The following is a 26418-nucleotide window of genomic DNA, read 5'->3' as shown; positions in this document are numbered from 1 at the left end:
GCCCTAAGCGGATCTACCTTACTACTGTTAAAACTGTATGTTCAATATTGCTGCTGTCCCCCAACTTTTGTAACTGAGGAACAACAAACTCGGGTACTATTTTGTACTTATCAAGTTCATTGATCTCAATCCATTTGTGGATATATCCGTCTTCCACTCCTTTGAACTCATCTTTATTGTTAACTAATTCATGATCTTCGGGAATTTCCACAAGGTAATGCATTCCTAATTCCTGAATTTTTTTACTCCCAGCCTCTAAAAAATACTCCACTACCCAGCAGAGTTTCATATAGTCTACTTTTAAGTTAAACTCTTCCATTAACTCTCTTTTTAATGTCACTTCTGTTGATTCAAAATGCTCAACTCTTCCTCCTGGCAAAAACCAATTTTCACTATTAATCGGCCTTTGAAATAAGACCCTGTCATTAATTTTGATAATGGCTGCAGATCTTAAATGGAAGCTTCTATCTTTATCAATTGAGAACTTGATCATCAATTTTATTTTCATCCTTTTTTAATTTTATATAAAGATCTTCTCATAATTACTTTTCTCTGTAGTAAGCAGAGTGTAGCTTTTCACGTTTTTCATAAAAGGAATACAGGGCGTACTCCCCGTTCGTCATATATGCTATTTCCGTTTCACTAAATATTGCCTTAATTCCTCTTTTGTTTCAGATGAAAGTGGCGCGGACTTTCTAGTGTGTTCGTCCATTTGCACGATGACGGTTTCTGCAACCGCAGCAAGCTTTCCATTTTGATAGATTCCCTGAAATAAAGAAAAGGAACTGTTGCCAACTCTTGTAATGGCACTGCCGATTTCCACTATTCCAGGCCACCGAATTTCAGAAAGCAAATCCAGCTTCAGACTCGCTATGACAAAAGAGGCGTTTTCAGCATGCAGCGGCTCCTTTGCATAGAGCAGCTCCGTTCTTCCCGTTTCCAGGAAGGTTGAAAATAGTGCGTTATTTACATGTCCCTGCCGATCCGTATCTGCATACCTGATCTTGTCATATGCCTTTAATGGAAAATCTTCATATTCCGGTCTCATCTGCATCTTCATCATCCTCCTGCATCTATGCTTCTAGTGTCAATCCCTGCTAGATACATTCTTCAACAATTTAAGCGTTAAATCCTTCTTCAACACGTCTGCTCCTTTATTCGATTACTTGAAAAGCCTACGGCCGTACCATATGCTCCCAAAAATTGATCATTTGGAAAGAAGCACTTCAACGTCCCCGTGCTTGCCGATCATTTTATTTGCCTTTGAAAAAGTAGGAATGAAGGATTAATGCGACTAGATATTCTGGTTTATCTTCTTGTACTTCTAATACTTGGACATTGCTGATGATATGGTTGCGTTTCATTTTGCCAAGGTGCCTTTGTTCATGGGTTAGTGAAATGGTGGATGTTAACGTCGGTGCAGAAGTCTCAAAAGTGATGTCATGGAAGTTAAACCTTATGTATTCCGTCAGACTCACGGTATTTTTCAGATTCACCTGAGTTTGTGCCTGGCCGATTTGTTTTCCGTTTTTATATATTTTCCATTGATCTTGTTGGGTGAACCACTTTTGATGATACCATTGTACATCGTATACATCTTCGTCAATTTTCACCTCTAATGAAAGGTGCCAGCTAAAACCGAAAAGATCACCAACAATATAATTCCACTTTTGCTGAAAATAACGTTTTACATATCCTCTGTGGACCTCGCCTTTAAAGAGAGGTTTCTGAATGGGCAATGACTTTTGGATATTGTAAAATGACCACCCTTCTATATTTTTCGGCTGATACGCACGCTCTTTTTCTGCGAACTTTTTACTAACAAGATAAATAGCGAACGACCCTAAGGGGAGAAGGAAAATCGCCGCAAACAGTAATGGATCGAAGGCACCAAACACGATATAACGTGCAAGAGTTCCAAGCAGAAACAAAATAAAAAGAAAGATTATTTCAATCATCAAAGTCACCTCTAATGTTTTACGTAAACTTTTCAGAAAAGTTTCAACTTTCTCTGCTTCTGTTTGCACGTACCAGGAACTCATTCTTTTGTTCCTATTTTCTTCAGCCGTAAAGTTTTGAGCTATTTACTGAACAGAAGCATAGGGTACGTCCCCGTGCTTCTGATTAAGTAAGTTATCATGACCGGTGCTGAATATCCATATATATAGTGTAAAAGCCAACGGGAGTAGAAATCATTGGACAAACATAATAGCAGGTTTAGGTGGGTTGTATTTTTTTCCGTATTGTTCACTTACTTATTAATGTCGAGCCAGCGGACAGCTCCGGGATTGATTACAGAACAGGTGATGAAGGATTTTCAGGTAACAGCCACAACGATCGGGTTACTAACAAGTATGCAATTCTTGGTTTATACTAGTCTGCAAATTCCAATGGGGATCTTGGCTGATCGGTTTGGGCCCAACTTTTTTCTGATTATAGGGGCAATCGTTACAGGGTTAGGCACCATCATCTATAGTCTTGGGACACATGAGGTTGTCTTATTTTTTGCCAGAATCCTTACGGGAATTGGAGATGCGACCATTTGGGTCAACTTGGTATTGATTTTAAGCCAATGGTTTAAGGTAAAGGAATTTGTCCGCTTAATTGGTTTCGCGGGTATGACGGGAAGTCTTGGATTCCTTCTGGCGACAGTTCCTTTCTCTGCTTGGATTGACTTACTTGGCTAGAGAGCAGCCTTTTTTTCTGCGGGCATAGCTTTATGTCTATCCGGAATTCTTCTTTATATGGTGCTGGTAAAGAAACCAAGACAACTCTTTCCTCATGAATCGGTAACTGTAAAAGATGAGATTCAACGTCAAAACATTTCGATGTTATTAAAAAGAATCGTTATGAATCGGCAGGCATGGGCTTTATTCTTCTGTCATTTTGGGGTTGTTGGCGGCTATGTGGGCTTTATTAGTTCATGGGCAGTGCCTTATGGGACGAATATGTATGATCTGACTCGGTCGGATGCCAGTCAACTAGTAATGGTTGGGCTTATAGGGGCTCTTATTGGGGCCCCGCTGACCAGCTGGATTTCAAGTCGGCTTGAAACAATCAAGCGCCCTTATGTCATTGTTCATTTCATTATTTTAACAAGCTGGTCTGCTTTCCTTTTATTCAAAGGGAATCCTCCACTTTTCATGCTCATTTTGCTTTTCTTTATCATCGGCTTTGGATTTGGAGCAAGTGCCTTAACATTTGCTGTCGTTCGTCAATCCTTTCCTATGAGGGAATCTGGCTTGGTATCTGGCTTTGCGAATACCGGTGGATTCCTAAGCGCCGTTTTACTGCCAGTATTTTTCGGGAAAGTGTTGGATCATTTCCAGTCTGTCTCAGGCAGTATGACTGAAGGCTATTTCTATGGCTTCATCATTCCCGTCATCTTTTCTCTAATCGGCTTGTTTGGAGTGAGTACGATTAAGGAAATGCGCCAGCCTGAATCGGCAGAACTAGAATACTAGAATCCTCCCGTCTAAAATAAGGCTTAAAGAACGTGGCTACCCGGACTTGGGTAATTCCATAAATGAGCTGGATGGTTTACTCGAGACATTTCCTGAAGCCCGAAAAAACCGCAAATTCGGAAAAGTATTTGTCTTCCTCCCTCTCTATAATCTGGTTAGGGGGAGATGAAATTGATATTTATCAAAAAAATGGATTCCTATCGTGTTTATATATATACACGTTTCTGGTCGCAGTTCTTTTTTACATTTATTTTTACAGTTAACCTGCTGTATCACGTGAAGGTCGTCGGCCTTGATCCGTTGCAGCTCGTTCTGGTTGGGAGTGTTCTCGAGGCGGTTGTGTTCCTGTTTGAGATTCCGACTGGGTTTATGGCAGATTTAAAGAGTCGCAGGCTTTCGGTGATTTCCGGGTATTTTTTGATTGGAGCCGGGTTCCTCATCGAGGGCTCATTTCCGTATTTCGTGGCCGTTTTAGTGTCTCAGGTCCTTTGGGGAATTGGCTACACATTTACGAGCGGTGCCCATCAAGCCTGGATTGCTGATGAGATCGGAGAAAATCGTGCTTCCGAGGCGTTTGTGAATGGTGCTAAGGCCGGCAAGCTAGGCGAAGTGATCGCCATTCCTTTAAGTATGTTGATAGGTTACTATTTCATGATCAACCTGCCGATCATCATTGGCGGATTATCCATGATGGGGTTAGCAGTTTTTCTGCTTCTTTTTATGAAAGAAGAGAATTTCAAACCTGTCCAACCTGAAAATACATCAACTTTGCAGACGCTGAAGACAAATATGAGTGAGATGGTCCATTATACAAAGGCCAGTTATCTGATGCGGATCCTTTTCCTTATTGCCTTGTTTTTCGGGCTATATAGTGAAGGCTTCGACCGGCTGTGGATTTCTCACTTCCTTGAAGAAACCCATCTCGCATATATGACGGAAGGGAATTTGGTCATCCTGATCGGCAGCATTAATTTTGCCGTGATGCTCCTATCATTTGTCGGCCTTCATTTTATCAGCCGGAGTTCGCTCCATCATCAGTTAAACACCATCTATGTAGCCTTGCTGATCGGATGTGTTCTGATCATCGCTTCGCTGACCGGTTTTGCTCTTTCGACCGGTATCATCGGTTTGCTGTGCTTTTACCTGATCATCCAAGGAACAAGGTCTGTCATGGCACCGTTTGAGGACACATGGCTGAATAAAATCATTCCTGATTCCTCCACACGCGCGACGTTTTTTTCGGTAAAAGGCCAGGTGGATGCCATTGGCCAAATTAGCGGCGGACCGGCAATTGGACTCATTGCCGCCAATTTTTCGATTAAAATTGCGATGATTGCAAGTGCGATTCTTTTAACACCTGTCATCTATTTTTATCAATTGGCCATCAAAAAATCTCGAGGGTGATAGAGTCACTCTCGAGATTTTTCTTTGATGGGGATATGAATTTCCATATAGATTTTTTTGAAATCCCAATAATGGCAATGCTCATCATAAAATTCAAAGTCGAAGCCCTCTTCATCCAGTTCATAGGATGAGTTTGGAAACCAATCCTCGAGTATGTATCTCCACGTTCCTTTTATGGCTGCAGCAAATTGGTCAACATCAACCAAAGGCGTCCGGAATATCGCATAGGTAGCTTCAGGAATTTGTGCAGTGGTTACTCCATCCGGCAAGCCTTTTTCATCATCATGATCTACAGCAAATATATAACGGCACCCTTCATCCAAGCTGCGACTCAAATTGATGCAATACTCTCCATGCTTTTTCGGCGCCAGCTCTTTGTACAGGTACGTTTCAATCGAACCGTCCGTCAAACCTTCCTGGTCCCAGAAGGCAGGCACATTTCTGTTTGCAGGGAAATTCTCGATACTGAAGATTTTCCCGGCGACATTAAAGGCCTCTCGCCGGAAAATCTGAGGCTGCAAGACGATGCCGCCCGTGTTCTTTTCGTGAAGGCTCATTAAATCCAGTTTTTGAGGCAGTGATGTTGGACAATGCTCCTTATAAAGACTCGGAGGACTTCCAAAACACTTCTTGAACGCTTTCGTAAAGCCAGCATGCGTTTCAAATCCATAATCCATGGCAATCTCGATGATCTTTCTCCCATTCACCAATTCGTACAGCGCAAACTGGAGCTTCCTTTTTACCACATAATCCATCAATGTATAACCCGTCTGCTTCTGAAAAATCCGCGAAAAATGATAAGGCGAATACCCAACCATTCTCGCCAGCTCTTCAGCACTAAGTTCCTCTCTAATATGATCCTCTATATAATCAATGACACGTTGAAATAAAAGTAACTGTTGAATCGTGCTCACCACTTTACGGTTAATCTCGTCAACATTTAAAAAAACTTGGGGATAGAGACGCTTGTCTCACTTTTGAATTCTCCCTTTTACTATATGAAATAAGAAACTAGTTGTCTTCCTTTTTATGTGAAGGTTATGATAATCCTAATTTACCAAATACTTCTTTATCTTCATATCGAAAATTTGCTGGAGTTTTTTTTATGATAATTAAGTCCGATGATTTGACAGGACCAGAGGTTATTTCGTTAATTGGCGAGCATTTGCATGGAATGACACTCCACTCCCCACCAGAGAGTATCCATGCTCTAGACCTGGAGAAATTGAAAAGACCGGAGATTTCCTTCTGGACTGTATGGGAGGGCGATCAGTTGATGGGCTGCGGAGCACTGAAGGAGCTCGATCCCCAGCACGGTGAACTTAAATCCATGAGGACTGTTTCTGCCCATCTACGAAAAGGGGTCGCGCGAGCTGTGCTACAATACATCATTTCCGAGGCAAGAAGGCGCGGCTATACAAGACTAAGCCTGGAAACAGGATCCATGGAAGCGTTCCTCCCGGCGCGGAAACTTTACGAGACATTCGGCTTCCACTACTGTCCTCCCTTTGACGATTATGTGGAAGATTCCAATAGTGTGTTCATGACGAAGGAACTGTAAGCAGGACATAGGGGCGATCCTGGCTTTTTGCTCCATATAGAAGTACCTTATGAATTAATCATATCCTTATGCGAGCTCTGGCCACCACATAAGGGTACAATTACGGATTAAACGGATCCTTATGCAAGCTCTCGCCACTACATAAGGGTACAATTACGGATTAAACGCATCCTTATGCGAGCTCTCGCCACTACATAAGGGTACAATTACGGGTTTATCGCATCCTTATGCGAGCTCTCGCCACCACATAAGGGTACGATTACGGATTTATCGTATCCTTATGCGAGCTCTCGCCACTACATAAGGGTACAATTACGGGTTAAACGGATCCTTATGCGAGCTCTGGCCACCACATAAGGGTACAATTACGGATTAAACGGATCCTTATGCGAGCTCTCGCCACTACATAAGGGTACAATTACGGATTTATCGTATCCTTATGCGAGCTCTCGCCACCACATAAGGGTACAATTACGGATTAAACGGATCCTTATGCGAGCTCTCGCCACTACATAAGGGTACAATTACCAGAGGAAACAGAGGGACGTTTACGCTTCCAAATTAATCTCTTGAGTTGAAGCAAGAGGTATGTCACCACGCTTCCACAAGTAACAAAGGGACATTTTTCCCATGTCCCTTTGTTGCATAAAACTAATCCACAATCGCCACGACCGGCGGCTTATTGAGGTAGGTTATAAGGTTTTTTACATCTCCCTGCACTTCCTGGAATTCCGGTGTTGCGAGTGACTGTGCCAAGACTTCTGGATTATCAAACTGCAGTTCGGCAATCAAGTATAACTTTTCATCCGTATACATGGATTGCAGCACTCGGTGAACCTCAGCGCCTTTTAAGTTTGGAACCTTTTGAACTAGCGGAATATGCACATCATAATAGTGCTTCTCAAATCCTGCTTGATCTTTCGGCTGATCGTATGTAACAATAATTTTCGCCATTTTCTTCCCCCTTAGAAAAATAGAATCATAAATACATTATAAATAACCATTTGTTCTTAATAAAGAATTAACCTTCGACAAAATCCTAAATAAAGAGACACAGGCTAGGTCCCGTGTCTCTCACTTACGATAAAACTACTGTAATAAATTTACCGCTCTTATAGAACTGATTTTCCAAGTTCCATCCATATTTTTATAGGTAAAAATAAGCTTTTCCCGACCATACATTTCGCTTTCCTGGATTTGGGTGAGCACAGATAAACGATCTGTTACTTTTTCGAAATCATGAGGAATCTCTGGCTTGAAGGTTCTCACTGAATCCATCGCCACCAAATATAAGCTGCCATCTTTCTCTTTCAATCTGATGCTGAAGGTCTGTTCAACCACATCTCTCGACATAAAATCGAGGAATAATTGATAGAATTCCTCTTTCGTTTTATACGTTTGGAACTTTAAATTTGGCTGATCCAATGCATCATCATAGGCGGCTTCCCTGACAGTATTGTATCTGTTCAGCAAATCGACAGCTTGCTGCTCCTCGAGCTCCGGAACGCTCTGCCTTTCACTTTGAAGTGATCGAGAAAGAAAGACCGAGAACTGAGCGCGGGTAATAGGTTCATAGGGGCGGAATGTCTTATCTGCATAGCCATCCACAATTCCGTTATGGTAAGCAATGATGACATAGTCTCCTGACGCCTGGCTTGTTGAGACATCTTTGAATGGATGTTCTGGATACCCTGTTCGGTCTGAAGGAGCGAGGGTCGATTTGATTAAATGAATCGTTGCATCTCCCCGATTTACCGCATTGTGCGGCCGGTAAGTTCTGTCTCCATAACCTGCCGCCACGCCAATCAGTTCCAACTGATGAATATAGCCTGAACCCGTTACGCTTGCTGGAACATCCTTAAACCTTGCGTCAACAGGCTGTTCCCCAGGCAAGCCAAGAGCACGGCCAATCATGATCGCAGCCTGAGCTCGAGTGACAACGTCATTCGGCCTGAAAGTACCATCAGCATAGCCTCCGATAATCCCTTTCTGTACCAAATACTCCATATCCTCTTTTGCCCAGTGATTCTTAATGTCACTGAACGAGCTGCTGGCATCCGCTTTTCCATTGAATAAAAAGAGGCTTGAAACCAACACAGCAGACAACAAAAAACACGTTATTTTTTTCATGATATCTCCCCCCTGCCAATATTTCCATTACCATAACCGTAACATTTTTGGACTATTTTGTATATTGAAAGCATGGGGAAAGCAAAGGGACGGTTCTACTGCTTGAAAACAAGCAGTAGAACCGTCCCTCTGTCTCCCCCTTCATTAAATTAAATGGGAATAATCGCTTCCTTTTACTTCCAATAATTAGTTGTGCTGAATTCTTTACAGAAAAATGCTTTAAAAGATATGAAAGGAAACTTGTTACACTTGCAAAGTTGTTAAATGAAATGGGTCTCGACTGCGCGAGACCCGTTAAACTTTGTTCTTTATGAGATTTTCCCTATTGACCAAGCAGAAAGTTTGCATCCCGTAACAAGTAATTAGCTACCGTTGCATTAATTTGCTTCCCGCTTTGTGATTCAACTTGATTTACGAAAGATTGTAGATTTCCATAATCAAGTGTTTGTGTCAATGCATTGGATATCCCTCTATTTTCTATTAAGCCGTTTTTTGTGAATTGAGAAACTAGACCCTTTAAGGAATCTATACTTGTATTTACTTGGAATGTTACCGACTGTGTTGCAACGTTACCGGCGTTATCAGACGCACTCACAGTTAACGTATGTGACCCGATACTCAATGTATATAGAGAAATCGTGGTTTCGCTGCTAATCGGTTGACCGTCCAAAGTTGCACTAATCGATTGGTAATCCACGCCAGACATGTTATCAGTTACTGAATAAGTCACCGTAAGTGATTGTTCATCCAAATACATCGAATTCATTGGACTCGCAATACTGATTGAAGGTGGCGTTTGATCTGGGTCAAAAAATACATAAGTAGCATTAAATTGTGTTGTATACCATGTTCCGTTGTTTGCATCTATCCAGTTATTGATGTATTCCCTTGCAGCTGCTTGCGCTTCCTGGATGGTTGGATAACTTTGATTTTCTTCAAAAAAAATGTAAGAATCTCTAAACCATTGCGGGTCATCGCCAAAAGGAATCACTGCTGATTTGGTTAGGTCAAGATAAACCGAGAAAGTATATCTACCATCTGGCAAGGAAGAAGCTTTTCCCCTTGCCCAAGATAAAGGCAAGCCGCCTTGGGGGTTTGAATTAATTACATTACTGTTGCTCCAAATTTCATATGTAACTGTACCGACATTTATTTCTTCTGCATGAACAGAACTAAATCCACTAAATAAAATTCCTAATAATAAGATGCTTGCCGTTAATTTTTTCATGATGTTTTTCATGATGTTTTCTGTATTCCCCTTTGATGTTTTTATTTATAATTTTATTAAAGTACCATTATAAATAATAATAACTATCAAGGAAGTTTGTATATAGTAGTTGTTACCATTTTTAATGGCTCCTGTTTTTCTTAAATCTTTGACAAGCTCAACTAACATGCTCTGTTAGCAAAACAATGAAAAAATGACCGCCTCTTAGACGGTTAAGCCCCTTTAGCCTCAATTGGGGAAAATGCACCAGTTTAACGGAATGATTGTGTTTTCCAACCTCAACAACCTCACAGTAACCAGATGCGAATTGAATAAGCAATAAATAATCTTTTCCTTGGTAAATAACAGGAGTGCTTTCCATTAATATCACATTCAATATCTTAGTATCTAAATAATACACCGCTATTGCTATTGTGTCTGTTGATATTATGTGAATACCACTAAGAATTTCCTGTTTTGTATTAAAGTATCCTGCCCCGTTTGTGCAATAAGGCTTTTATATATGTTCTAAATTATTTATTAATCTAGTCTATATTTCTATAAAACTGGCAAGAATCTCTTTATTAGCCGATTTAAATGGAGGGATTTGTTTGTTATTATCAACAGCTTGGAAATCCTATTAAGCTGATAAACGTATTGAAGGATTTTCAATTTATGCTTTAAAGTATATGGGATTCAGGCAAAGCTGCTCATTAGTTATTTTAAGGACCCAATTATTGAGACATTCAATACAGAAGGATTGAAAGAATATCTTGTTACTCGAGGTAAGGACTTAAAACCCACAAGTGTGGCTCACAGGATTCGATTCATGAAGTCATTGTTTCGCTGGTGTCACGAGGAAGGACAAATTCCCTTTAATCCGGCAACAAAAATTAAAGAACCTAAAGCAGGCAAGAGAATCCCCAAATTTTTATCAGAAAGGGCAATTGAACTTTTACGTGAAGTCTATTTTAATATTCGAGCCCAATTATGGCTTTTGCGATATATCGATAGCCGCCAGGATAAGGATCCAGCCATTTTTGTAACGGAGAGAAAGCCACACAGGATGAGTATTGCTCAGATGAGGTATTACATAAAGAAAATCTCAGCTCGTGCTAGCATCAATAAAGAAATCCACCCTCACCAACTAAGACGCAGCTATGCCACCCACTTATTAAATAACGGAGCACCAGTGGAAGGCTCAGACAGGAGTTTTACCAGAAATACTTCTAACAAAGCTACGTAGCAACGTAAATTATGCGTTGCTTTACTCTTGCACCCTTTCGTTTAAGTACAAATCTTCACAAGCTTTTTTAGTAAAATAAAGAAGGCCCTCTCAGTAACCTTAGTTCCTCATTCGATCTTATTACTTAGATATTCCTCGAAGGTGATTTTGCCCATTTTCCGAAAAGAATTTGTATTTCTCCCCTCGGAGATAGATTGGTACAGTTTTCCTGGAAAAGGAATACTTAAAACTCTATTTGATTCATTATTTTTTTTGATTTTCAGTTCAACCATTTCTTTTAATGTCATAATTTCTGGTCCACCAAAATCATCCGCTCTTCCTTGTGTATCCTTTTCCACTAAACCTATTAGATGACTGGCAAATTCACTAACATCAACACTTTGAAATTTAAAGTTCCCAGGGACAATATATCTTTTAAAGAGTGGTTTTGATATAAATAAATCTTCGACAAAATTGTGGAATTGAGTGGCACGTACAATCGTATGAGGGATAGAGCTATTTTTCAACAATTCTTCTGCTTCATATTTTTGCTTATAATATTTAAATGGTATTTCATCTATCCCAACAATTGACGGATAAATAAGATGTTTTATATGTTTCATTTTACCTAAAAACTCCTTAAAACCTAAAACCTCGACCATTTTTGAATTTTTAATCGGACTCGTTGCTGCGTGTATAATTACATCTACATCTTTTATCGCTTCTTCTAATCCTTCACCAGACGATAAATCGCTATATACCCAATCGAATTGTCCTAATCCTTCAGGTTTTCTTCTAGAAGTTATTTTAATTTTATAATCAGAGCCTTTTAGTTGCTTAAGTAAAGTTGACCCTAGTTGTCCTGTTGAACCAGTAACTAATATTCTCAATGTAAACACTCCCACTTTAATGAACTTCTCTTTATTTTCATATTCAGGAATTGGGTACTTAATTCAACTATTAGCTATTTTAGCTTAAGGACATCATTTCACAGACCTTTAAAAACCCGGAAAGAATAATTTAAATTGGTATTACAATTCCAATTATAGCAGAGAAAAATCTTTACCGGATAATATAGGAAAAAGAAAAAGCATGATGATTTCATTCTTAATCATCATGCCGTTTTACTATAATAAGTTATTTGTATTATTGATTTGCACCTATAAAAGAGAGACCGTTACTTTAACGGCGACAAGGAAAGTTTTCCTCTCCTCTCATTACCTTACCAACCCATCCCCAACCATTACATACTTCCGGGTAGTCAGCGCCGGCAAGCCCATTGGTCCTCTGGCATGCAGCTTCTGTGTAGAAATCCCAATCTCAGCTCCAAACCCTAAAGCTCCGCCATCTGTGAATCTAGTGGAAGCGTTATGATAGAGTGCTGCGGCATCTACTAGCTGCAGGAATTTCTTTGCGTTCTCAGCATTTTCAGTAATGATCGCTTCTGAGTGTTTTGTGCCGTACTGGTCGATGTGGTCAATGGCTTCATCAAGATCGTTAACCACCTTGACGGCGATGTCGAGGCTCAGGTATTCGTCAGTCCAGTCGGTTTCGGTTGCTGGCACTACGTTTGGCAGTACTTCCGCTGCTGCTTCGTCACCATGAACTGTGATGCCGTTCGCCTGGAATGCAGCCGCAAGCTTTTCTTTATTTTCTCCAAGCCAAGCCTGATGGACGATGAGTGTCTCAGCTGCGTTGCAGACTGCCGGGCGATCTGTTTTGGCATTAATCATGATGTTCAGTGCTTTTTCAGTGTCCGCTTCTTCGTCCACATAAAGGTGGCAGTTTCCTACTCCGGTTTCCAAAACAGGAACCGTCGCGTTTTCAACGACTGCCTTGATCAATGCTCCGCCTCCGCGCGGGATCAGGACGTCGATGTGCTCTTTCATCGTGAACAGCTGCTGTGTTGCTTCGCGGTCTGCAGTGGCGATGAATTGAATGGCGTCTTTTGGCACTTTTGTGTTTTCAAGTGCCTGGTGCATGATGTCGACGATGGCTTTGTTGGAGGATAGTGCGGAGGATCCCCCTTTTAAGATGATGGCGTTTCCTGATTTAAGCGCCAGTCCTGCTGCATCAACGGTTACATTCGGACGTGCTTCGTAGATCATGCCGATGACGCCAAGCGGAACGCGGATTTCTTTTACATTAAGTCCGTTTTTCAGTGTCCAGTCTGAAAGGATGTCGCCAACTGGATCTGCATGCTCTGCTACCTGGCGTAGTCCTTCGGCAAAGTCGAAGATTCGCTCGCGTGAGAGTGCCAGGCGATCCATGAATGCGTCCTCGAAGCCTTTTTCCCTTCCGTTCTGCAAATCCTTTTCGTTCTCCGCTAAAATGGCTTCATAATTGGTTTCCAGTGCGTCAGCGAGAATCAGCAACGCCTCGTTCTTTTCCTCAGTGGAAAGAATGCTTAGCTGCTTCGCTGCCTTTTTCGCTGCAATTGCTTGTTCCTCTACTGTCGTTGTTTGAGTCATTGTCAATGTCATCAAAACGCCTCCTGTATATTTTTAGACTGATACCGGCAATGCAAAATCACGTGAACAGACAAATGTGTCCTGCTCGATTGCTTCTTTTCGTTCACACTCTTCTTCAATAAGTGTCTCTTCCAATTTTCCGCTAGAATAATTGATTCGTCCGAGTCCAATCTCTTCTCCGTTTTCATCCATCACTCTGACGACGGCTCCCTCGCCGAACCTTCCTTTCACCTGAAGGATGTCAGACGGGAGGATATTTTTCCGATCCTCGATGATTGGTTCCCTTGATTCCGGACGGATGATGACTTCCCCCTCAGGACCTGAATGAAATGCGATCCATTGCTGGTTGTTGTCGAGGTTGAAGCCTTCGGGATCCTGGTTGAAATACGTCCCTTTTGCCGTTCCGCTCACCGCTTTTACCAGGATGTCCTTGCTGTCGGCCTTCCCCAAAAACGAATCGATTCCGGATGCCATCGCAATTTTTACAGCGGAGATCTTTGATTTCATCCCGCCTGTACCGACCGCACTTCCTGAGCCGCCTGCTGCTGCTTCGATTTCAGGAGTAATTTCATGGACCTTATCCAGCAATTTAGCGTCTGGGTTGTCGTTCGGATTTGCGTCATACAAACCGTCGATGTCGGAAAGGATAATCAGCTGGTCTGCCTCAATCAACGCGGCTACCTTCGCTGATAGTGTGTCATTGTCACCGAAACGCAGGCGGTCGACCGTGACTGTGTCATTTTCATTGATGATCGGGATGATCCCTCTCTCCAACAAGACGTTCAACGTATTTTTCATGTTGTTGTAGCGATTTTCATTCGCGAAATCGCTTCTCGTGATCAAGATTTGGGAAGCGACATACCCATGAGATAAAAAGAGTTCTGAGTAAGATTCCATTAACAAGCCCTGGCCGATTGAAGCGGCTGCCTGCTTTTCCGGCAATGAAGTCGGCCGCTGAATGCAGCCAAGTTTGCGGTATCCTGCCGCCACGGCACCAGATGAAACAACCGCGGTTTCATAGCCCGCATCCTTCAAGGCCACAATCTGGTTCGCCAGATTCTCCAGCTTCCTGCGGCTGATTTCCCCATGCATACTCGTCAGCGAACTGCTGCCAATCTTAATTACAACTCTTTTTATCTTCCTGTCTTGCTCTGCCATCCAATACCTCCTTGTGAATCCGTCCGTCTACTACAGAAGGAACCCTCACTCATTCAAAAGTGTTCGTATACCGTTTCTCTTTTGCCAACGTTATTAATGGTAACATCCTCAAAAACAGTTTCAAGGGATATCCTGCCATTCGTGAGCATATGGCCGAGATAGTGAATGGAAGCGGTAACATTTTGAAGATATGGGCCATTAAGTTGCCCTCATCGCTGTTCAGGCTGGCTCAAGGTAAAATATCGCAATATATCGGAATTGAGGAAATCAATTGTTTTTTCAAAAAGAAAACCGCTAAGAGCCTAAAGCTCTCAGCGGTTAAAATGAATCCTATCGAAGAACATACAGCCTTGTTTCTTCTATCCATTCGGCCTGAATACAGCGTTCGAGCTGTTATACTTTATGATTTCCAGCAGCTGTTCTGCCATATAATGCGAGCTGTATTTATAGCCTCCTTCAATCCATTCGATGATCAACCCGGCAATCGCAAATGCCTGGTAGCTGGCGTGTAATTCCTTGTTGATTTTCTCATTCTTAATTTGATCGCTTAGGTCCTTCAGGGTGAGTTCTTTCAATACCTTGGTCATTTTATGCTGAAATCCTGTCAGTGTTGTGGATTGGACAATCAGGGAGTAAAAATCACTGTATTGGCTGACATGATCAAACACTTTGATTGCGGAGGTTGTCAGCTTGTCCACTTCAAAGTTTTCTTTGTTTATATATGGTTCACGATAGGATTCGATCAGGTCGGTGATGACATCGTCGATGATTTCGTTCAGCAGGTCCTCTTTGTACTGATAATGCTTGTAAAAAGTGCCCCGGTTCAAATCGGCACCCTGAACAAGATCTTTTACGGTAATCTCCTTGAACTCTTTCATTTTCATCAAGGAAATCAATGCTTCTTTCAGAGCCCTCTTGGATTTCAAGATCCTTCTGTCTATATAGTCACTTTTAACGGACATATAACCACCTCTTTGTTCAATAAAATGCAATAATATTCATTATTGGGGCATGGTGTTCATTATTAAACAAATATCGCTTTCTTTGCCGATTGAAGCGTTTCTTCCTTGGTTATTATACTATAGATAGATGTTGCTTAATCAACATCTGTTGAATAATGGGGATTCAACACTTTTTAAAAGGGAGGAATTGAAATGAGACTTCAAGATAAGGTAGCGATCGTTACAGGCGCAGCATCCGGGATGGGAAAGGAAATTGCCGTGCTTTATGCAAAAGAAGGGGCAAAGGTCGTAGTATCGGATATTAACGCCGAGGCAGCGGCTAAAACAGTGGAAGAAATCCAATCTGCTGGAGGTACAGCGACCTCTGTAATGGCCAATGTAGCGAAGGAAGAAGACATTCAAAATTTAATCGATACAGCAGTAGAGACTTATGGAACTGTTGATATTCTAGTAAATAACGCCGGGATTATGGACAACTTCGAGCCAGCTGGTGAAATCAAGGACGACAACTGGGAGCGAATTTTCGCGGTCAATACGACGAGCGTGATGCGCGCAACTAGAAAGGTTCTTCCAATCTTCCTGGAAAAAGAGCAAGGCGTTATCATCAACGTCGCTTCTGCCGGCGGATTACAAGGTGCCCGAGCTGGCGCAGCTTACACAGCTTCCAAGCATGCAGTTGTTGGATTCACCAAGAATACTGGATTCATGTATGCGCAAAAAGGCATCCGCTGCAATGCGATTGCACCTGGTGCTGTTGAAACAAACATCAGCGCATCCATGACAGGCATCAGCGAATTCGGAATGGGCCGCACCCAGCCTGGACTGGCCCTGAACCCACGAATCGGCAAAGCAGCCGAAATCGCAAAAGCTGCATTGTTTCTTGCTTCAGATGAATCAAGCTTTGTAAATGGAACAGTCATCACAGCTGACGCTGGCTGGACTGCTTATTAATGTTCCATTCAGTCCCAAAGAATAGAGAACAAATGAAAGAGGACAGGCATCTGCCTATCCTCTTTTTCATGTAATTCTATGCTTTAATGATCTCAATTTTATCTTCATTCTCTTTGCGTAGATCTTCAATCAGCTTGCTGATTTTCTCGTTTTCTTTTTCTGAGAGAACCTGCTGCTCAAGCTGTGGCTTGATCTTCTCTAATGCTTCGGGCTCTTGTTCTTGGGCTTGTGCCAGCTGTTTATATTGATCATACATGGCCTGGATTTCCTTGTCAGTTGCTTCAACCTTGCCAATCTTGCTGTCTAAGTACTTGTTGACAGTCAGTTGCTTTTTCAGCTGACTCTTTAGCTCTTTCTCGGTCATTTCATTCTTTTTCAGTGCTTCTTCGAACTGTTTATCATCTTCGAAGTTGCCTTTGATATTTTCCAGCTCTGCATCGACTTCTTTATCTTCAATCGAAATGCCATCCTTCTCAGCTGTCTGGAGCAGCAGCTCTGCATTGATCATTTGATCCAGAACGGACTTTTCCAGTTCTTCCTTTTGCTTGCTGTCCATCTGATCTGCCGGCATGCCCTGTTGTTCATAAGTTGCTTTCATGGCCTCCAGCTCTTTTTCATATTGCTGCTTAGAAATGCCTTCCCCATCTACTTTCGCAACCAAATCTTTTTTATTTTCTTTCTCAGTATTCCCTTTTGAGCTATCATTGCTGCATGCGCCCAGCACAAGGACGGCAACGCTCAATAAAAGAATTCCTGTTAAAATGCGCTTCATCATAAAAAGATAATCCCCTTTCACTTAACTTGTCCGTCATATTATCACATTCTTCGAATTAAAAGGGAAGTTTTTAAGTAATTGTTATCAGATTGAAATATATTACGCGAGAAAGCAACAACTATTATTTTTCTCCTGCTATCCTGCTTCTTCTTTCCAAAAGGATTGTATCACGCCATATACCATCCAACTTGCCAATCCTCTCTCGCCTTCCCACTTCTCGAAAGCCATGGTTTTTATGTAATTTAATACTTCCTTCGTTTTCAGGAAAAATACTAGATTGCAATGTCCAAAAGCCATTCTGCTCACTTAATTCAATCAAAGATTTTAATAGTAAACCGCCAATCCCTTTTCCATTATATCTCTGACCAACATACACACTCACTTCTCCAACACCTGCGTACACACTCCTGCTTGATACAGGACTTAACGCAGCCCACCCCACAACATCTCTATCCACACGCGCAACAATCCGGCATTCCGCGTCATGACCGGAATCCCATTCCTCCCAGGAAGGTGCCTCCTTTTGGAAAGTAGCATGCCCTGTCGCAATACCCTCAAGGTAGATTGCTCTTACCTCTTCCCAATCAACTGAGCGCATTTTCTCTATTTTTATAGAATCTTCCATCTTACCCACCAAGTCCTTCTTGTTAAAATTTAACACACCTTGTCAGAGTTATAGAATCACCCCGGAAAACTCCCCGGTCAGCACTTCTTTTTCATTCTGATTGGTACAAATGAAGGTCGCTCGAATAGCAGTCCGATCCTTTTCCTGCTTTTCGTATCTCTCTATTTTCACTTCACATATGATGGTATCCCCTGTAAAAACTGGCCGAAGGAACTCGAAGGTCATATTCCGGGCAAGCACATTGTGGTCACCACCTACTTTGGTCGGCAGTGTGGCTGTCAGCAAACCCTGGACAACCAGCCTGCCCTGTTCATCCGGAGTCAGATGATGGATTCCCTCATCTCCTGAAATCTCTGTGAACAACTCAACATCCCTTAATGTAAAAGTCCGCTCAAACGTTATGATATCTCCCACCTGCAGTGTCATATTCTTCTCCTCCAAATCCTTTTAATGAATCTAATACAACAAAAAAGGCGCGAATCCTCCCCGGATCACGCCAGTTTACTGATCTTTCTCATCAGTGAATATTTTAAGAGCTCCAAATATCATCACAATCGGAATCACGACTAATACTAATCTAAGCACATAGATTTCGAGGAGGAGACTTACGACTGCAAAAGGAATCGCAATCATAGAAGCCATTGCGATGAACCTAGTATAGCGGATGGCTTTACTCGATATTTCCGGTTCCTCTTTATACATCCAGCGACTGCCGAACAAGATGCTTTCTTCCGGACTATTATACGTCCAAATCAGCAAGCCATAGATCGGAATCAAGATAACCACGGTGAAAAAAATCGTCACAACCATAATGTACCTCCTGAGCATTCAGCGTTGGGACCTATCTAATGTTACGCTTATACTCTGAAAAGGTTTCATTTCAGCAGCCTTCTTCTTCCTATACCCTGCTTACAGGATTGCTCGTCAAGCTGACACATAGGCCCCAAACCTTCTCGATGTTTTCCGGATCAACTGCGTATTTCGGGTAAACATCTTGATCCATCAGCTGCTCGATATCCTGTGTAATTCCTTTAGAGTAATGTGATGGCTTCTGAAAAAAAGCATTGTTGATCTTAATCAACCGTTTGATTAAAAAGCCATAGGGACGGTCCCCTCCGCATTTCCACCATTCTTTACGAATGATGAAACCAGATCCCGTCCCTTTGCACAATTATTTCTCCGTTTTGAATGTAACTTCGCCAACACCTAAGTCTGCCTCCAGATCGATCTTCACTTTTGCATCTTCATAAGCTTTATTCACATAAACTCCATCTCCTTTTGAAATTAAATCTTCAAAGGATGATGAACCTATGCCTTTTTGTGCGTGAATTCTTATTCCAGTATCTTTTGGAAGGATCACGGTCATCTGCCCGACTCCAGATGAAATCCTGGCATCAAAGCTTTCTTTCCAGTCTCCGCCGAGATCCACGGTTATTTTACCGACCCCTGCATTCACCTCAAGGTTTGAAAGCTGAACTCCTTTTAAATCAAGATCCGTTTCCGATGCCCCAGCATTGACGACAAGATCCACTGGAACATCTTTGTTGATTTTCAGGTCCCATTCATTCTTCATCTTTCCGATTTTAAAATGATCCGGCTGTGAAATCTTAACCTTTCCTACTTTTCCGTCTAAATCATAGGAAACTTCAGGCTTCATCTTTTCAGGTTCATAGATTGCATTGCCACTTACCCATTCATTGCCACCGGCCGCAACATCCATCTCCCCGGCGCCGAAATTCAGAACAACTTCAAGCTCCTTTGCCCGATCCTTCTCCACAACGATTTCATTGTCACGTTCATCACTGGCAAAAATTGTGTTATTGCACCCAGACAGTACCAAAACAGCCGATAATGCCGCCAAACCCAACCCCATTACTTTTTTCATTTTCTTTCGCCTCCAATTGATTATAGGTTAATCATAAGGCAATCCCCAGCTTCATTTAACAGCCTGGGGCTTTAACTTGTAATCAGCCTTGAGACCTATATATGGAATATAATGGGACCATTTGATGGCATACCAGCAAAACAAAGGATAGAAGGTAGGGCGGTACCTCAGCATAAACACATCGGTATGTTTATCTACCTGCCCAGAGGCTAAATGTAGTTATGCACTTTTCTGAAGTGGAATAGGATGAATAAACTACTAAAATGAAGGCTGGGATGAGAATGGGACGGTTTTTCTTGAATCTGCTTGCCACGGTGCTTGTGGTGCTGGTCAATGCCCTTGCAAATATCCTTCCGATCAACGGGCAGACAACGGGAGAGATTTCAAATAGGCTGGATGTTTTATTCACTCCTGCTGGATATGTTTTTGGGATTTGGGGATTGATTTATTTCTTATTGTTTATTTGGACAATCAGGCAGTTTCCTGCTTCAAGAAGAAATTTGCCGGGTTATCAAAAGGCCACTCCGCTTTATGTACTAAGTTCTGTCTTAAATATCGCCTGGATCCTTTTATGGCATTACGAGTTCTTCCTGCTTACGGTATTTGTGATGATTGGTCTGCTGGTGACTCTTATCAAGCTTTATCATCTCATCAAAAATGAAGACCATTCTGTGTGGGATCTTCTTCCCTTTTCTGTCTATCTCGGATGGATCAGCGTCGCCACCATCGCCAATATCAGCTATTACTTGAAACATATCGAATGGAATGGATTCGGTCTTTCAGATGTCGCCTGGACACTGATCATGCTCGTGGTTGCCACACTCCTGGCTATTTATTTTCACCATAAAAATGAAGATCGTATCTATCCGCTCGTATTCGTGTGGGCCTTTATCGGAATCGGAGTGAAGAACGCGGCCTCCCACCAAGCAGTCAGCATTACTTCCTATGTCTTGGCCGGAATCATTTTGGTCTGGGTTTTATTCGGATTGTTTAGGAAGCACTGATTGAAATCCAAGCCACAACGTTATGAATAGCAGGGAGACCATGATTTTTTCAAAAAAATACACCTGCGATTGATCTAACAATCGAGGTGTGGCTCTCGTCTGGATAAAACTTACGGAGTAATCGTAATATGCGGCTTGCTGAAGTGGCTTGTTCCCCCGCCGCCGACCAGCACATACCCATTCTTAGGGAACAACACCGTCCTGGTTGAACCATCAGAAAGAATCAGGTCAACTCTTGCTTTATTTTTCAAAGCTGTATATTTTACATAGCCCGATTTGGTCACAGTGGTCTTCCAGTAATCATCAAACTCTGCTCGTAGCACCCTGTTTGAGTAAGTCTGGTTTGTCTTTTCTTGCTTCATTCCCATCTAACCTCCTTACATGAAGACACTCCCAATATTCTATTCACCAGGAGAGCCTTATGTATAGACAAGAATCCACAAATGAAAAGAAGCAAAGGGACTCACTCCCTTTGCTTCCACTCAAGTCTCAGGCATAATCCAGACAATCTCACGGATCCGGACAAAAAAGGTGGAATCATGCTCCTGGATCACCACATGGTCAGGCTTGGCATCCCTGACGATTCCGCTGACGGATCCACGCGTTGTGTCAAGGACGACTCTTTTTCCAATAAGCTTATAAAGAGCTGAATAGACATACGGTTCTGCAACCATCACATTCATTGGCCCGGTTTGTGCTCCCTGCAAATTCATTCCATTAGGCATCATAATCCTTCTTCCCCCTCCAGGCAGGTCACCTTTTAATTCTGATTATCCTATGAACGCCTGGCTTGGTTTGTTACCCGCAAGAGACCTAGAACCCTATTATCTCCTATCCGTTTAGTCCCCTTGACCCAATTGAATCGTCCTATTTATTTCATCTTTTCAATCCTTTGCCGATGATTCACATCTATTACAAGATCTCCAACCCCCATGGCAATCAAACCATTCAGCAAGGCGAATACTGGAATCATTAAATCTCCGCCGCCATTTGAAAAAAGAGACATAATCAGTACAACAATACTAAAGAAAACGAAAGCCATCCCCAATAAATATAACGTCCGGCCAACAAACAAACAGATCCACTCCCTGTAAAGTATATTTCTCTAAACTTTAAAAAGATTTCAACATCACTGCCTCACAGGCACAACCGCTTACTCTCCACCTTCTTGCCTGTCTGCATTCCTTCTACTTCTCCAGTTTTTCGGATTAAAGGCTCTTTTTATTTTTCTCGCGGCCTCTTTACCTACCATTAAAGCGCCGACCCAAAATAAAACCTCTGCAATGACGAGAGCGCTTGTAATACTGATTGCTTTCATTTTGCCACTAATGGGCAAAAAGGGAATTCCCAGAGGCATAACCCAAACGATAAAAGATGCTATGATCAGGATCATTCCTATTTTATATACCAGAGGTTTGGTTGCTTTAGATTCTGTCTCCATCATTTCCTCCATTGTTTTACTTCATCAAGCTTCATAACATCTCAGCCCTTACCCAACATTTTAGCAAAATCCGCTGCTGCACACTCATACAATGACAAAAAAACGCTAATCCTCCTGGTAACGGGTTTACCTGTGAGGTGCAAAAACGATAAATCACAGACAAAATCACATATTAATTCACAACAATATTCACAATACAAAAAGGGCTTAGGGAATTTAATTCTCTAAGCCTTTTTCATATTATCTTATTGTGTTAAAGCACCCGTTAGCTTAAGTACATTTGTTCACAAAGTTACAGGAATGCTGCCCCTTATGTTAAATAAAGAAGTTCTATAAAAAGAGCGTTAATCCTCGATCAACGCACCTAAAGGTTAATGGAGACTTATTTCTTACTTAGTTTAAATGTCTCAACACTACCATTCCATTCTACTGTTACTTCTACCTGAGTATCTTCGTTAACTTTGGCATTTGTAGGATTAGCTTCATCCCTATCTCTGAGAGTACCGTTTTCCTCTAATGTGACACCACCCCGACCAAAACTTCCTACACTATCGACACTATAAGTAATTTCTCCAACTGAACTTACATCATCGCCCTTATATTCAAGTACAAATTCCTGTGTTTCATAATCATCACTGGTTTGAGTAACTTTTAAATTTGCTGACCAATTTTCTGTCTGTCCAGAGAAAGTTAACGTCTTGGAACTACAAGCCACTAACAGTAATAATAAAGAAATAAATAGTACCAATATTTTCCGGTTCATATTCCCCCTCCTTTCCATTAGTTTATTGAATGTTCTTGTTCAACATAATGCCCCTTTACTTTAATAAGAAGTTGCACAATAAACGCGTTAATCCTGGATCAACGCTCCCTTTAACACAACAGTATTTAGACAAGTTTGTACATTAAGATATCATCTACATATTCATTGGTATCCATCTTGAATTCTTTAATCTTTCTTCCTTCCTCCACAAACCCCATACCCTTATATAAAGCTATTGCTCTTTCATTTGTTGAGAATACACCTAAAGAAACTTTTTCAATAAATGGATTTTGTCCCGCCCAATCCAACATACCTTTCATCAATAACTTACCAATCCCCATACTTCGATAATCTTTCTTTATCATCATTCCAATTGAACCAGTATGAGAAAGCCTTATTCTGTTTGGTGACATAAGCACTATCCAGCCCACTATCTCATTTGAAATTTCTGCAACCAACATTGTCTCTTTGTCGTTTTGCAAAATCTTCCCTATCCATTCTCTTTGTTGTTCTAATGTCTTCTTAAATTCCTCTGAAAGAGTTATTAAATAATCTCCTTCCGATACTACTTCTATTTGTATATGTAAAATCGCTAAAGCATCTTCTAAATTCGCTCTTCGGATAACAATATCTTCTTTCTTAGCCAACTTCTCCACTCCCTAACTGTCGCTTAATATAGAAAAGTTCTACTTTTTAATATTAAATCCTTCTTCAACATTACTGCACCTTTAGCCATAATGTTCAAACTCATTCAATCTATCCCCTACTATTCTTTCAAGTGATTTGAAATCCTGCGAATAAGTGAGTATTCGAGAGATAATCGTATCTAACTGAGGGAGTTTAATAAGCAATACTGTTATTTCATTTACTTTCGCCTAAAATTCTATATAAAATGGGTGTTGGCTATTATCAAGACAGTATTCAATTCTTTGCTTAAAGTTTCCCACGGTTACCATTTCTAATGCTTTCTCAATTGGATAGAATCCTACTTCTAAACTCTCTGATGAAGTTGTTAATTCTCCTCCGATTGGCTTAGCTAAAAACAACGTATTACATATTGATTTGTTCACATTCTGAAATATTCCACAGAATTTTAGAACTTCAATATCAATACCAGATTCCTCTTTAGTTTCTCTTACTGCTGCATCTTTCAAAGACTCACCTTCTTCAACTATTCCCCCTGGCATTTCCCATCCTCTACTAGGTCCTTTAATTAACAAAATTTCCTTTTGATCATTGATTACAATAGTTGCTGCTGAAACAAAATGTTTTGGTGGTGTGTAAATTTGTTGTGTACTATGTACCATAATAATCCCCCTCTTTCATGTTATAGTTTTTTAACAAACCTGCTTATTATGTTAAAAAAGGATATTCTCAAAAAAGGGGTTTACCCCTTCTGATCAAGCCACCCAATTAGTTCAAATTTTATAATGATTATTCAAGAATCTTGGTAGTGATCAAATGTGATGCTATTAGAGAAAGCAGTATACATACAGGTTCAAATTCGTCAAAAATCCCTTTAAATGAGATAGAATCAACAATAAAGTATATCGCTATTGTCAGAAATACCAAGGTAAAAAGATAAATTAGATTACGCTTAATTCCCAAAATAATTAATTGTTCTTTATTTAATCTTTCATTCAACATGATCACTCCTTTTTAATAAGCTTTTGTAACTATACTGCTGCTTCTTTATTTAAGAGTAGTTTTCTAAAAGTTTATCAATCCCGACTGGCTCAATTCACTTAGGACCTAGAAATTTAATTACTGAAATCTTCTTTAACTACCTCATAAAAAGAGATAATATTATCTTCTTTACCATTTATTAATCTTTTATAGACCTTATCAATTGGGAAGATCCTATATTCTCCAAATTTAAGGTGAATAATTTCTCCGTCATCAAATACATCCTCATTAACCCAGTATAATCCAGGGTTAATTCGTTTTTTTAACATTTGCCCGAGATAAGCACCCCAAATTAAAGCCATTGAATATATCTGATTTTCTGTAGGCATTTCACTCTTTAAATCTTTGGAGTAGTAATCTAATATTTCTTCCAAATCTTCTAAGGTATCCTCTTTATAATTAAATTCTTTATCAAAAGACTTAGCATATTTGATAGCCTTTTCATTCAAATTAAGTATATATTCTTCAACCGTACTACCCATATGTATCCACCTTTTAATCATTTTCATCTTTTCTTCTTCAACATAACTGCTTCGTTTGTTTAGTACATCTTTTCACATTCTCTACATTCATTTTAACATAAATATCCAAATACCTTGTTAATAACCATTTCACTGGTTAAATCTCAACAAAATCACATTTCCACCATTGAGAAATGACCTGTGAATTAATGTGTGATTTAAATAAAATATAAAAAAACCATTAATATAATAAAAAAATCGCAAGGTGAATTTTGATGTGAAAATCCGTGCGATTTGCCTTCTTATTTACTTGTTTGCATCTCTGAAGTAAACCCGTTATCCTTCTGGATCAACGTTGTTTATCTTAAATAAATTTATTTTATTTAGCAGGCTTTGGTTTCCTCTCCACTAAACTCATAAAGTTCGCCCGGTAAAAATACAGCAAATGAGTAAAACTGATAACCAGCAAAGAGACTAATGGAAGCAAGCTATGATCCACAAATAGATGCAGCAATAAAATGTTGGCAACAATCGGAGCTAGAACCGACAATGCCAGAGGGATAAATTGATGAGTAATCAGTAATATTCCACAAAAAATTCCAAGGGATTTTTCGGCCACTAAAAGGTATTTAAATTCAAATAAAGCCATTGCTTCTGGACTTGTGGCAATAAAGGGCTCCAATCCGAAAATGACAAAATAGCCGTTAATGCCCGCAAGCAGGAAAACGACTCCAAGGAACACTCTGCTAATGTGCATGAAGAATGTAGACAGTTTCGACACCTCCCCTAAGATTCTATTCAAGCTTTCGCTTTCTTAGCTCAGGAAATGTTGAGTGAACTTCTATTCTAACAGTGATAACTTGGAAGATTAAACCTCCAAGAGCTACAAACCCGGACATGAGAAGCTCCTCCTCTTTTCGGGCACATGTTGCTCCAACTTGTTACCGAAATCCACGGCCTCTCCTCTTTTCGGGCACATGTTGCTCCAACTTGTTACCGAAATCCACGGCTCCTCCTCTTTTCGGGCACATGTTGCTCCAACTTGTTACCGAAATCCACGGCCTCTCTTCTTTTCGGGCACATGTTGCTCCAACTTGTTACCGAAAATCACGGCCTCTCCTCTTTTCAAGCACATGTTCCTCCACCTTGTTACCGAAATCCATGGCTCCTCTTCTTTTCGGGCTCATGTCCAATGTGAATTCTGTAGGGCTTCTGAAGGTTCTGCAGTCCCCCATATCTCATGTT

The 26418-nt window shown here is 40.9% G+C and carries 31 protein-coding genes and 2 pseudogenes; 6 read left to right on the top strand and 27 right to left on the bottom strand.

Annotation, left to right across the window (positions count from 1 at the left end):
* Nucleotides 1-13: 13 nt before the first annotated feature.
* From J7I80_RS11495 to J7I80_RS11485, 3 genes are all read right to left on the bottom strand, one after another.
* Nucleotides 14-493, bottom strand: a complete 480-nt coding sequence (locus J7I80_RS11495; protein ID WP_251027735.1) for an NUDIX hydrolase — start codon at nt 491-493, stop codon at nt 14-16.
* A 135-nt stretch (nt 494-628) separates the two neighbouring features.
* Nucleotides 629-1054: an acyl-CoA thioesterase gene (locus tag J7I80_RS11490; protein WP_214738499.1), complete on the bottom strand. Its 426-nt coding sequence runs from the start codon at nt 1052-1054 to the stop codon at nt 629-631.
* A 199-nt stretch (nt 1055-1253) separates the two neighbouring features.
* Complete coding sequence (locus J7I80_RS11485) at nt 1254-1958, bottom strand: hypothetical protein (RefSeq protein ID WP_214738498.1); 705 nt, start codon at nt 1956-1958, stop codon at nt 1254-1256.
* A gap of 237 nt (nt 1959-2195) precedes the next feature.
* Here J7I80_RS11485 and J7I80_RS11480 point away from each other — a divergent pair.
* Nucleotides 2196-3464 (top strand): annotated as a pseudogene (locus tag J7I80_RS11480) (MFS transporter).
* A gap of 171 nt (nt 3465-3635) precedes the next feature.
* Nucleotides 3636-4868 carry an MFS transporter gene (locus tag J7I80_RS11475; RefSeq protein WP_214738497.1) on the top strand — a complete coding sequence of 411 codons (1233 nt, stop codon included), beginning with the start codon at nt 3636-3638 and terminating at the stop codon, nt 4866-4868.
* A 5-nt stretch (nt 4869-4873) separates the two neighbouring features.
* Here the strand turns inward: J7I80_RS11475 and J7I80_RS23665 are convergent, their stop codons facing one another.
* On the bottom strand, nt 4874-5785 hold the full coding sequence (locus tag J7I80_RS23665) for an AraC family transcriptional regulator (RefSeq protein WP_353050102.1): 912 nt from the start codon (nt 5783-5785) through the stop codon (nt 4874-4876).
* 188 nt (nt 5786-5973) lie between these two features.
* On the opposite strand from J7I80_RS23665, the gene J7I80_RS11465 reads away from it, so the two are divergent.
* The gene (locus J7I80_RS11465; protein ID WP_214738496.1) at nt 5974-6429 is read left to right on the top strand and encodes a GNAT family N-acetyltransferase; all 456 of its coding nucleotides are present in this window, start codon (nt 5974-5976) and stop codon (nt 6427-6429) included.
* A gap of 651 nt (nt 6430-7080) precedes the next feature.
* On the opposite strand, the gene J7I80_RS11460 is transcribed toward J7I80_RS11465, so the two are convergent.
* The 3 genes from J7I80_RS11460 to J7I80_RS11450 all read right to left on the bottom strand — a co-directional run bounded on the left by J7I80_RS11460 (nt 7081) and on the right by J7I80_RS11450 (nt 9799).
* A complete protein-coding gene (locus J7I80_RS11460; protein WP_214738495.1) occupies nt 7081-7383 on the bottom strand; it encodes an EthD family reductase in 303 nt (100 codons plus the stop codon).
* A gap of 135 nt (nt 7384-7518) precedes the next feature.
* Complete coding sequence (locus J7I80_RS11455) at nt 7519-8559, bottom strand: S-layer homology domain-containing protein (RefSeq protein WP_214738494.1); 1041 nt, start codon at nt 8557-8559, stop codon at nt 7519-7521.
* Between the two features lie 322 nt (nt 8560-8881).
* Nucleotides 8882-9799, bottom strand: coding sequence for an Ig-like domain-containing protein (locus J7I80_RS11450; RefSeq protein WP_214738493.1), 918 nt, complete (start codon nt 9797-9799; stop codon nt 8882-8884).
* Nucleotides 9800-10595: 796 nt separating this feature from the next.
* On the opposite strand from J7I80_RS11450, the gene J7I80_RS11445 reads away from it, so the two are divergent.
* Entirely contained in the window at nt 10596-11012 is a 417-nt protein-coding gene (locus J7I80_RS11445; RefSeq protein ID WP_251027721.1) for a tyrosine-type recombinase/integrase, read from the top strand.
* Between the two features lie 107 nt (nt 11013-11119).
* On the opposite strand, the gene J7I80_RS11440 is transcribed toward J7I80_RS11445, so the two are convergent.
* From J7I80_RS11440 to J7I80_RS11425, 4 genes and pseudogenes are all read right to left on the bottom strand, one after another.
* Nucleotides 11120-11890 carry an SDR family oxidoreductase gene (locus tag J7I80_RS11440; RefSeq protein WP_353050105.1) on the bottom strand — a complete coding sequence of 257 codons (771 nt, stop codon included), beginning with the start codon at nt 11888-11890 and terminating at the stop codon, nt 11120-11122.
* 318 nt (nt 11891-12208) lie between these two features.
* Nucleotides 12209-13480 (bottom strand): annotated as a pseudogene (locus J7I80_RS11435) (glutamate-5-semialdehyde dehydrogenase); the annotation flags it as partial.
* 15 nt (nt 13481-13495) lie between these two features.
* Entirely contained in the window at nt 13496-14620 is a 1125-nt protein-coding gene (gene proB, locus J7I80_RS11430) for a glutamate 5-kinase (protein ID WP_214738490.1), read from the bottom strand.
* A 359-nt stretch (nt 14621-14979) separates the two neighbouring features.
* Entirely contained in the window at nt 14980-15582 is a 603-nt protein-coding gene (locus tag J7I80_RS11425) for a TetR/AcrR family transcriptional regulator (protein ID WP_214738489.1), read from the bottom strand.
* A 192-nt stretch (nt 15583-15774) separates the two neighbouring features.
* Between J7I80_RS11425 and J7I80_RS11420 the strand changes: the two genes are divergently transcribed.
* Complete coding sequence (locus J7I80_RS11420; protein ID WP_214738488.1) at nt 15775-16533, top strand: SDR family oxidoreductase; 759 nt, start codon at nt 15775-15777, stop codon at nt 16531-16533.
* A gap of 76 nt (nt 16534-16609) precedes the next feature.
* Here the strand turns inward: J7I80_RS11420 and J7I80_RS11415 are convergent, their stop codons facing one another.
* From J7I80_RS11415 to J7I80_RS11390, 6 genes are all read right to left on the bottom strand, one after another.
* A complete protein-coding gene (locus tag J7I80_RS11415) occupies nt 16610-17308 on the bottom strand; it encodes a SurA N-terminal domain-containing protein (RefSeq protein ID WP_214738487.1) in 699 nt (232 codons plus the stop codon).
* Between the two features lie 121 nt (nt 17309-17429).
* Nucleotides 17430-17933: a GNAT family N-acetyltransferase gene (locus tag J7I80_RS11410; RefSeq protein WP_214738486.1), complete on the bottom strand. Its 504-nt coding sequence runs from the start codon at nt 17931-17933 to the stop codon at nt 17430-17432.
* 48 nt (nt 17934-17981) lie between these two features.
* Nucleotides 17982-18359 (bottom strand): hotdog domain-containing protein, encoded by a 378-nt coding sequence (locus J7I80_RS11405; RefSeq protein WP_214738485.1) that lies wholly within the window; start codon nt 18357-18359, stop codon nt 17982-17984.
* Nucleotides 18360-18434: 75 nt separating this feature from the next.
* Entirely contained in the window at nt 18435-18743 is a 309-nt protein-coding gene (locus tag J7I80_RS11400) for a hypothetical protein (protein WP_214738484.1), read from the bottom strand.
* An 88-nt stretch (nt 18744-18831) separates the two neighbouring features.
* Nucleotides 18832-19104, bottom strand: a complete 273-nt coding sequence (locus tag J7I80_RS11395; RefSeq protein WP_214738483.1) for a hypothetical protein — start codon at nt 19102-19104, stop codon at nt 18832-18834.
* Nucleotides 19105-19818 carry a toast rack family protein gene (locus J7I80_RS11390; RefSeq protein WP_251027720.1) on the bottom strand — a complete coding sequence of 238 codons (714 nt, stop codon included), beginning with the start codon at nt 19816-19818 and terminating at the stop codon, nt 19105-19107.
* A 281-nt stretch (nt 19819-20099) separates the two neighbouring features.
* Here J7I80_RS11390 and J7I80_RS11385 point away from each other — a divergent pair, with 281 nt between their 5' ends.
* Complete coding sequence (locus J7I80_RS11385) at nt 20100-20822, top strand: TspO/MBR family protein (protein WP_214738482.1); 723 nt, start codon at nt 20100-20102, stop codon at nt 20820-20822.
* A gap of 110 nt (nt 20823-20932) precedes the next feature.
* On the opposite strand, the gene J7I80_RS11380 is transcribed toward J7I80_RS11385, so the two are convergent.
* The 10 genes from J7I80_RS11380 to J7I80_RS11335 form a co-directional block, all read right to left on the bottom strand.
* On the bottom strand, nt 20933-21184 hold the full coding sequence (locus J7I80_RS11380) for a hypothetical protein (RefSeq protein WP_214738481.1): 252 nt from the start codon (nt 21182-21184) through the stop codon (nt 20933-20935).
* Between the two features lie 120 nt (nt 21185-21304).
* Nucleotides 21305-21550: a YuzF family protein gene (locus J7I80_RS11375; RefSeq protein WP_251027719.1), complete on the bottom strand. Its 246-nt coding sequence runs from the start codon at nt 21548-21550 to the stop codon at nt 21305-21307.
* Nucleotides 21551-21693: 143 nt separating this feature from the next.
* Complete coding sequence (locus J7I80_RS11370; protein ID WP_214738480.1) at nt 21694-21897, bottom strand: hypothetical protein; 204 nt, start codon at nt 21895-21897, stop codon at nt 21694-21696.
* A 78-nt stretch (nt 21898-21975) separates the two neighbouring features.
* A complete protein-coding gene (locus tag J7I80_RS11365; protein WP_214738479.1) occupies nt 21976-22263 on the bottom strand; it encodes a transporter suffix domain-containing protein in 288 nt (95 codons plus the stop codon).
* Nucleotides 22264-22645: 382 nt separating this feature from the next.
* A complete protein-coding gene (locus J7I80_RS11360; RefSeq protein ID WP_214738478.1) occupies nt 22646-23026 on the bottom strand; it encodes a hypothetical protein in 381 nt (126 codons plus the stop codon).
* 125 nt (nt 23027-23151) lie between these two features.
* Nucleotides 23152-23673: a GNAT family N-acetyltransferase gene (locus J7I80_RS11355; RefSeq protein WP_214738477.1), complete on the bottom strand. Its 522-nt coding sequence runs from the start codon at nt 23671-23673 to the stop codon at nt 23152-23154.
* Between the two features lie 228 nt (nt 23674-23901).
* Entirely contained in the window at nt 23902-24333 is a 432-nt protein-coding gene (locus tag J7I80_RS11350; protein ID WP_214738476.1) for an NUDIX hydrolase, read from the bottom strand.
* Between the two features lie 127 nt (nt 24334-24460).
* A complete protein-coding gene (locus J7I80_RS11345) occupies nt 24461-24670 on the bottom strand; it encodes a hypothetical protein (protein WP_214738475.1) in 210 nt (69 codons plus the stop codon).
* A gap of 116 nt (nt 24671-24786) precedes the next feature.
* Nucleotides 24787-25194 carry a hypothetical protein gene (locus J7I80_RS11340; RefSeq protein WP_214738474.1) on the bottom strand — a complete coding sequence of 136 codons (408 nt, stop codon included), beginning with the start codon at nt 25192-25194 and terminating at the stop codon, nt 24787-24789.
* A gap of 358 nt (nt 25195-25552) precedes the next feature.
* The gene (locus J7I80_RS11335) at nt 25553-25975 is read right to left on the bottom strand and encodes a hypothetical protein (RefSeq protein ID WP_251027718.1); all 423 of its coding nucleotides are present in this window, start codon (nt 25973-25975) and stop codon (nt 25553-25555) included.
* Nucleotides 25976-26418: the final 443 nt, after the last annotated feature.

The organism is Bacillus sp. ISL-41 (assembly GCF_018613235.1).
GTDB lineage: Bacteria > Bacillota > Bacilli > Bacillales > Cytobacillaceae > Mesobacillus.
This window is presented reverse-complemented; position numbering and strand designations above follow the sequence as displayed.

Excerpts from the sequence above, each read along its gene's own strand:
- J7I80_RS11450 (WP_214738493.1), bottom strand. The coding sequence starts at position 9,799 with ATGAAAAACATCATGAAAAAATTAACGGCAAGCATCTTATTATTAGGA.
- J7I80_RS11380 (WP_214738481.1), bottom strand. The coding sequence starts at position 21,184 with ATGAAGCAAGAAAAGACAAACCAGACTTACTCAAACAGGGTGCTACGA.
- J7I80_RS11495 (WP_251027735.1), bottom strand. The coding sequence starts at position 493 with ATGATCAAGTTCTCAATTGATAAAGATAGAAGCTTCCATTTAAGATCT.
- J7I80_RS11390 (WP_251027720.1), bottom strand. The coding sequence starts at position 19,818 with ATGAAAAAAGTAATGGGGTTGGGTTTGGCGGCATTATCGGCTGTTTTG.
- proB (WP_214738490.1), bottom strand. The coding sequence starts at position 14,620 with ATGGCAGAGCAAGACAGGAAGATAAAAAGAGTTGTAATTAAGATTGGC.
- J7I80_RS11490 (WP_214738499.1), bottom strand. The coding sequence starts at position 1,054 with ATGCAGATGAGACCGGAATATGAAGATTTTCCATTAAAGGCATATGAC.
- J7I80_RS11360 (WP_214738478.1), bottom strand. The coding sequence starts at position 23,026 with ATGAACCGGAAAATATTGGTACTATTTATTTCTTTATTATTACTGTTA.
- J7I80_RS11445 (WP_251027721.1), top strand. The coding sequence starts at position 10,596 with ATGAAGTCATTGTTTCGCTGGTGTCACGAGGAAGGACAAATTCCCTTT.
- J7I80_RS11365 (WP_214738479.1), bottom strand. The coding sequence starts at position 22,263 with ATGGAGACAGAATCTAAAGCAACCAAACCTCTGGTATATAAAATAGGA.
- J7I80_RS11415 (WP_214738487.1), bottom strand. The coding sequence starts at position 17,308 with ATGATGAAGCGCATTTTAACAGGAATTCTTTTATTGAGCGTTGCCGTC.
- J7I80_RS11465 (WP_214738496.1), top strand. The coding sequence starts at position 5,974 with ATGATAATTAAGTCCGATGATTTGACAGGACCAGAGGTTATTTCGTTA.
- J7I80_RS11485 (WP_214738498.1), bottom strand. The coding sequence starts at position 1,958 with ATGATTGAAATAATCTTTCTTTTTATTTTGTTTCTGCTTGGAACTCTT.
- J7I80_RS11460 (WP_214738495.1), bottom strand. The coding sequence starts at position 7,383 with ATGGCGAAAATTATTGTTACATACGATCAGCCGAAAGATCAAGCAGGA.
- J7I80_RS11455 (WP_214738494.1), bottom strand. The coding sequence starts at position 8,559 with ATGAAAAAAATAACGTGTTTTTTGTTGTCTGCTGTGTTGGTTTCAAGC.
- J7I80_RS11340 (WP_214738474.1), bottom strand. The coding sequence starts at position 25,194 with ATGGGTAGTACGGTTGAAGAATATATACTTAATTTGAATGAAAAGGCT.
- J7I80_RS11400 (WP_214738484.1), bottom strand. The coding sequence starts at position 18,743 with ATGGTTGTGACGATTTTTTTCACCGTGGTTATCTTGATTCCGATCTAT.
- J7I80_RS11375 (WP_251027719.1), bottom strand. The coding sequence starts at position 21,550 with ATGATGCCTAATGGAATGAATTTGCAGGGAGCACAAACCGGGCCAATG.
- J7I80_RS11385 (WP_214738482.1), top strand. The coding sequence starts at position 20,100 with ATGGGACGGTTTTTCTTGAATCTGCTTGCCACGGTGCTTGTGGTGCTG.
- J7I80_RS11420 (WP_214738488.1), top strand. The coding sequence starts at position 15,775 with ATGAGACTTCAAGATAAGGTAGCGATCGTTACAGGCGCAGCATCCGGG.
- J7I80_RS11410 (WP_214738486.1), bottom strand. The coding sequence starts at position 17,933 with ATGGAAGATTCTATAAAAATAGAGAAAATGCGCTCAGTTGATTGGGAA.
- J7I80_RS11350 (WP_214738476.1), bottom strand. The coding sequence starts at position 24,333 with ATGGTACATAGTACACAACAAATTTACACACCACCAAAACATTTTGTT.
- J7I80_RS11405 (WP_214738485.1), bottom strand. The coding sequence starts at position 18,359 with ATGACACTGCAGGTGGGAGATATCATAACGTTTGAGCGGACTTTTACA.
- J7I80_RS11425 (WP_214738489.1), bottom strand. The coding sequence starts at position 15,582 with ATGTCCGTTAAAAGTGACTATATAGACAGAAGGATCTTGAAATCCAAG.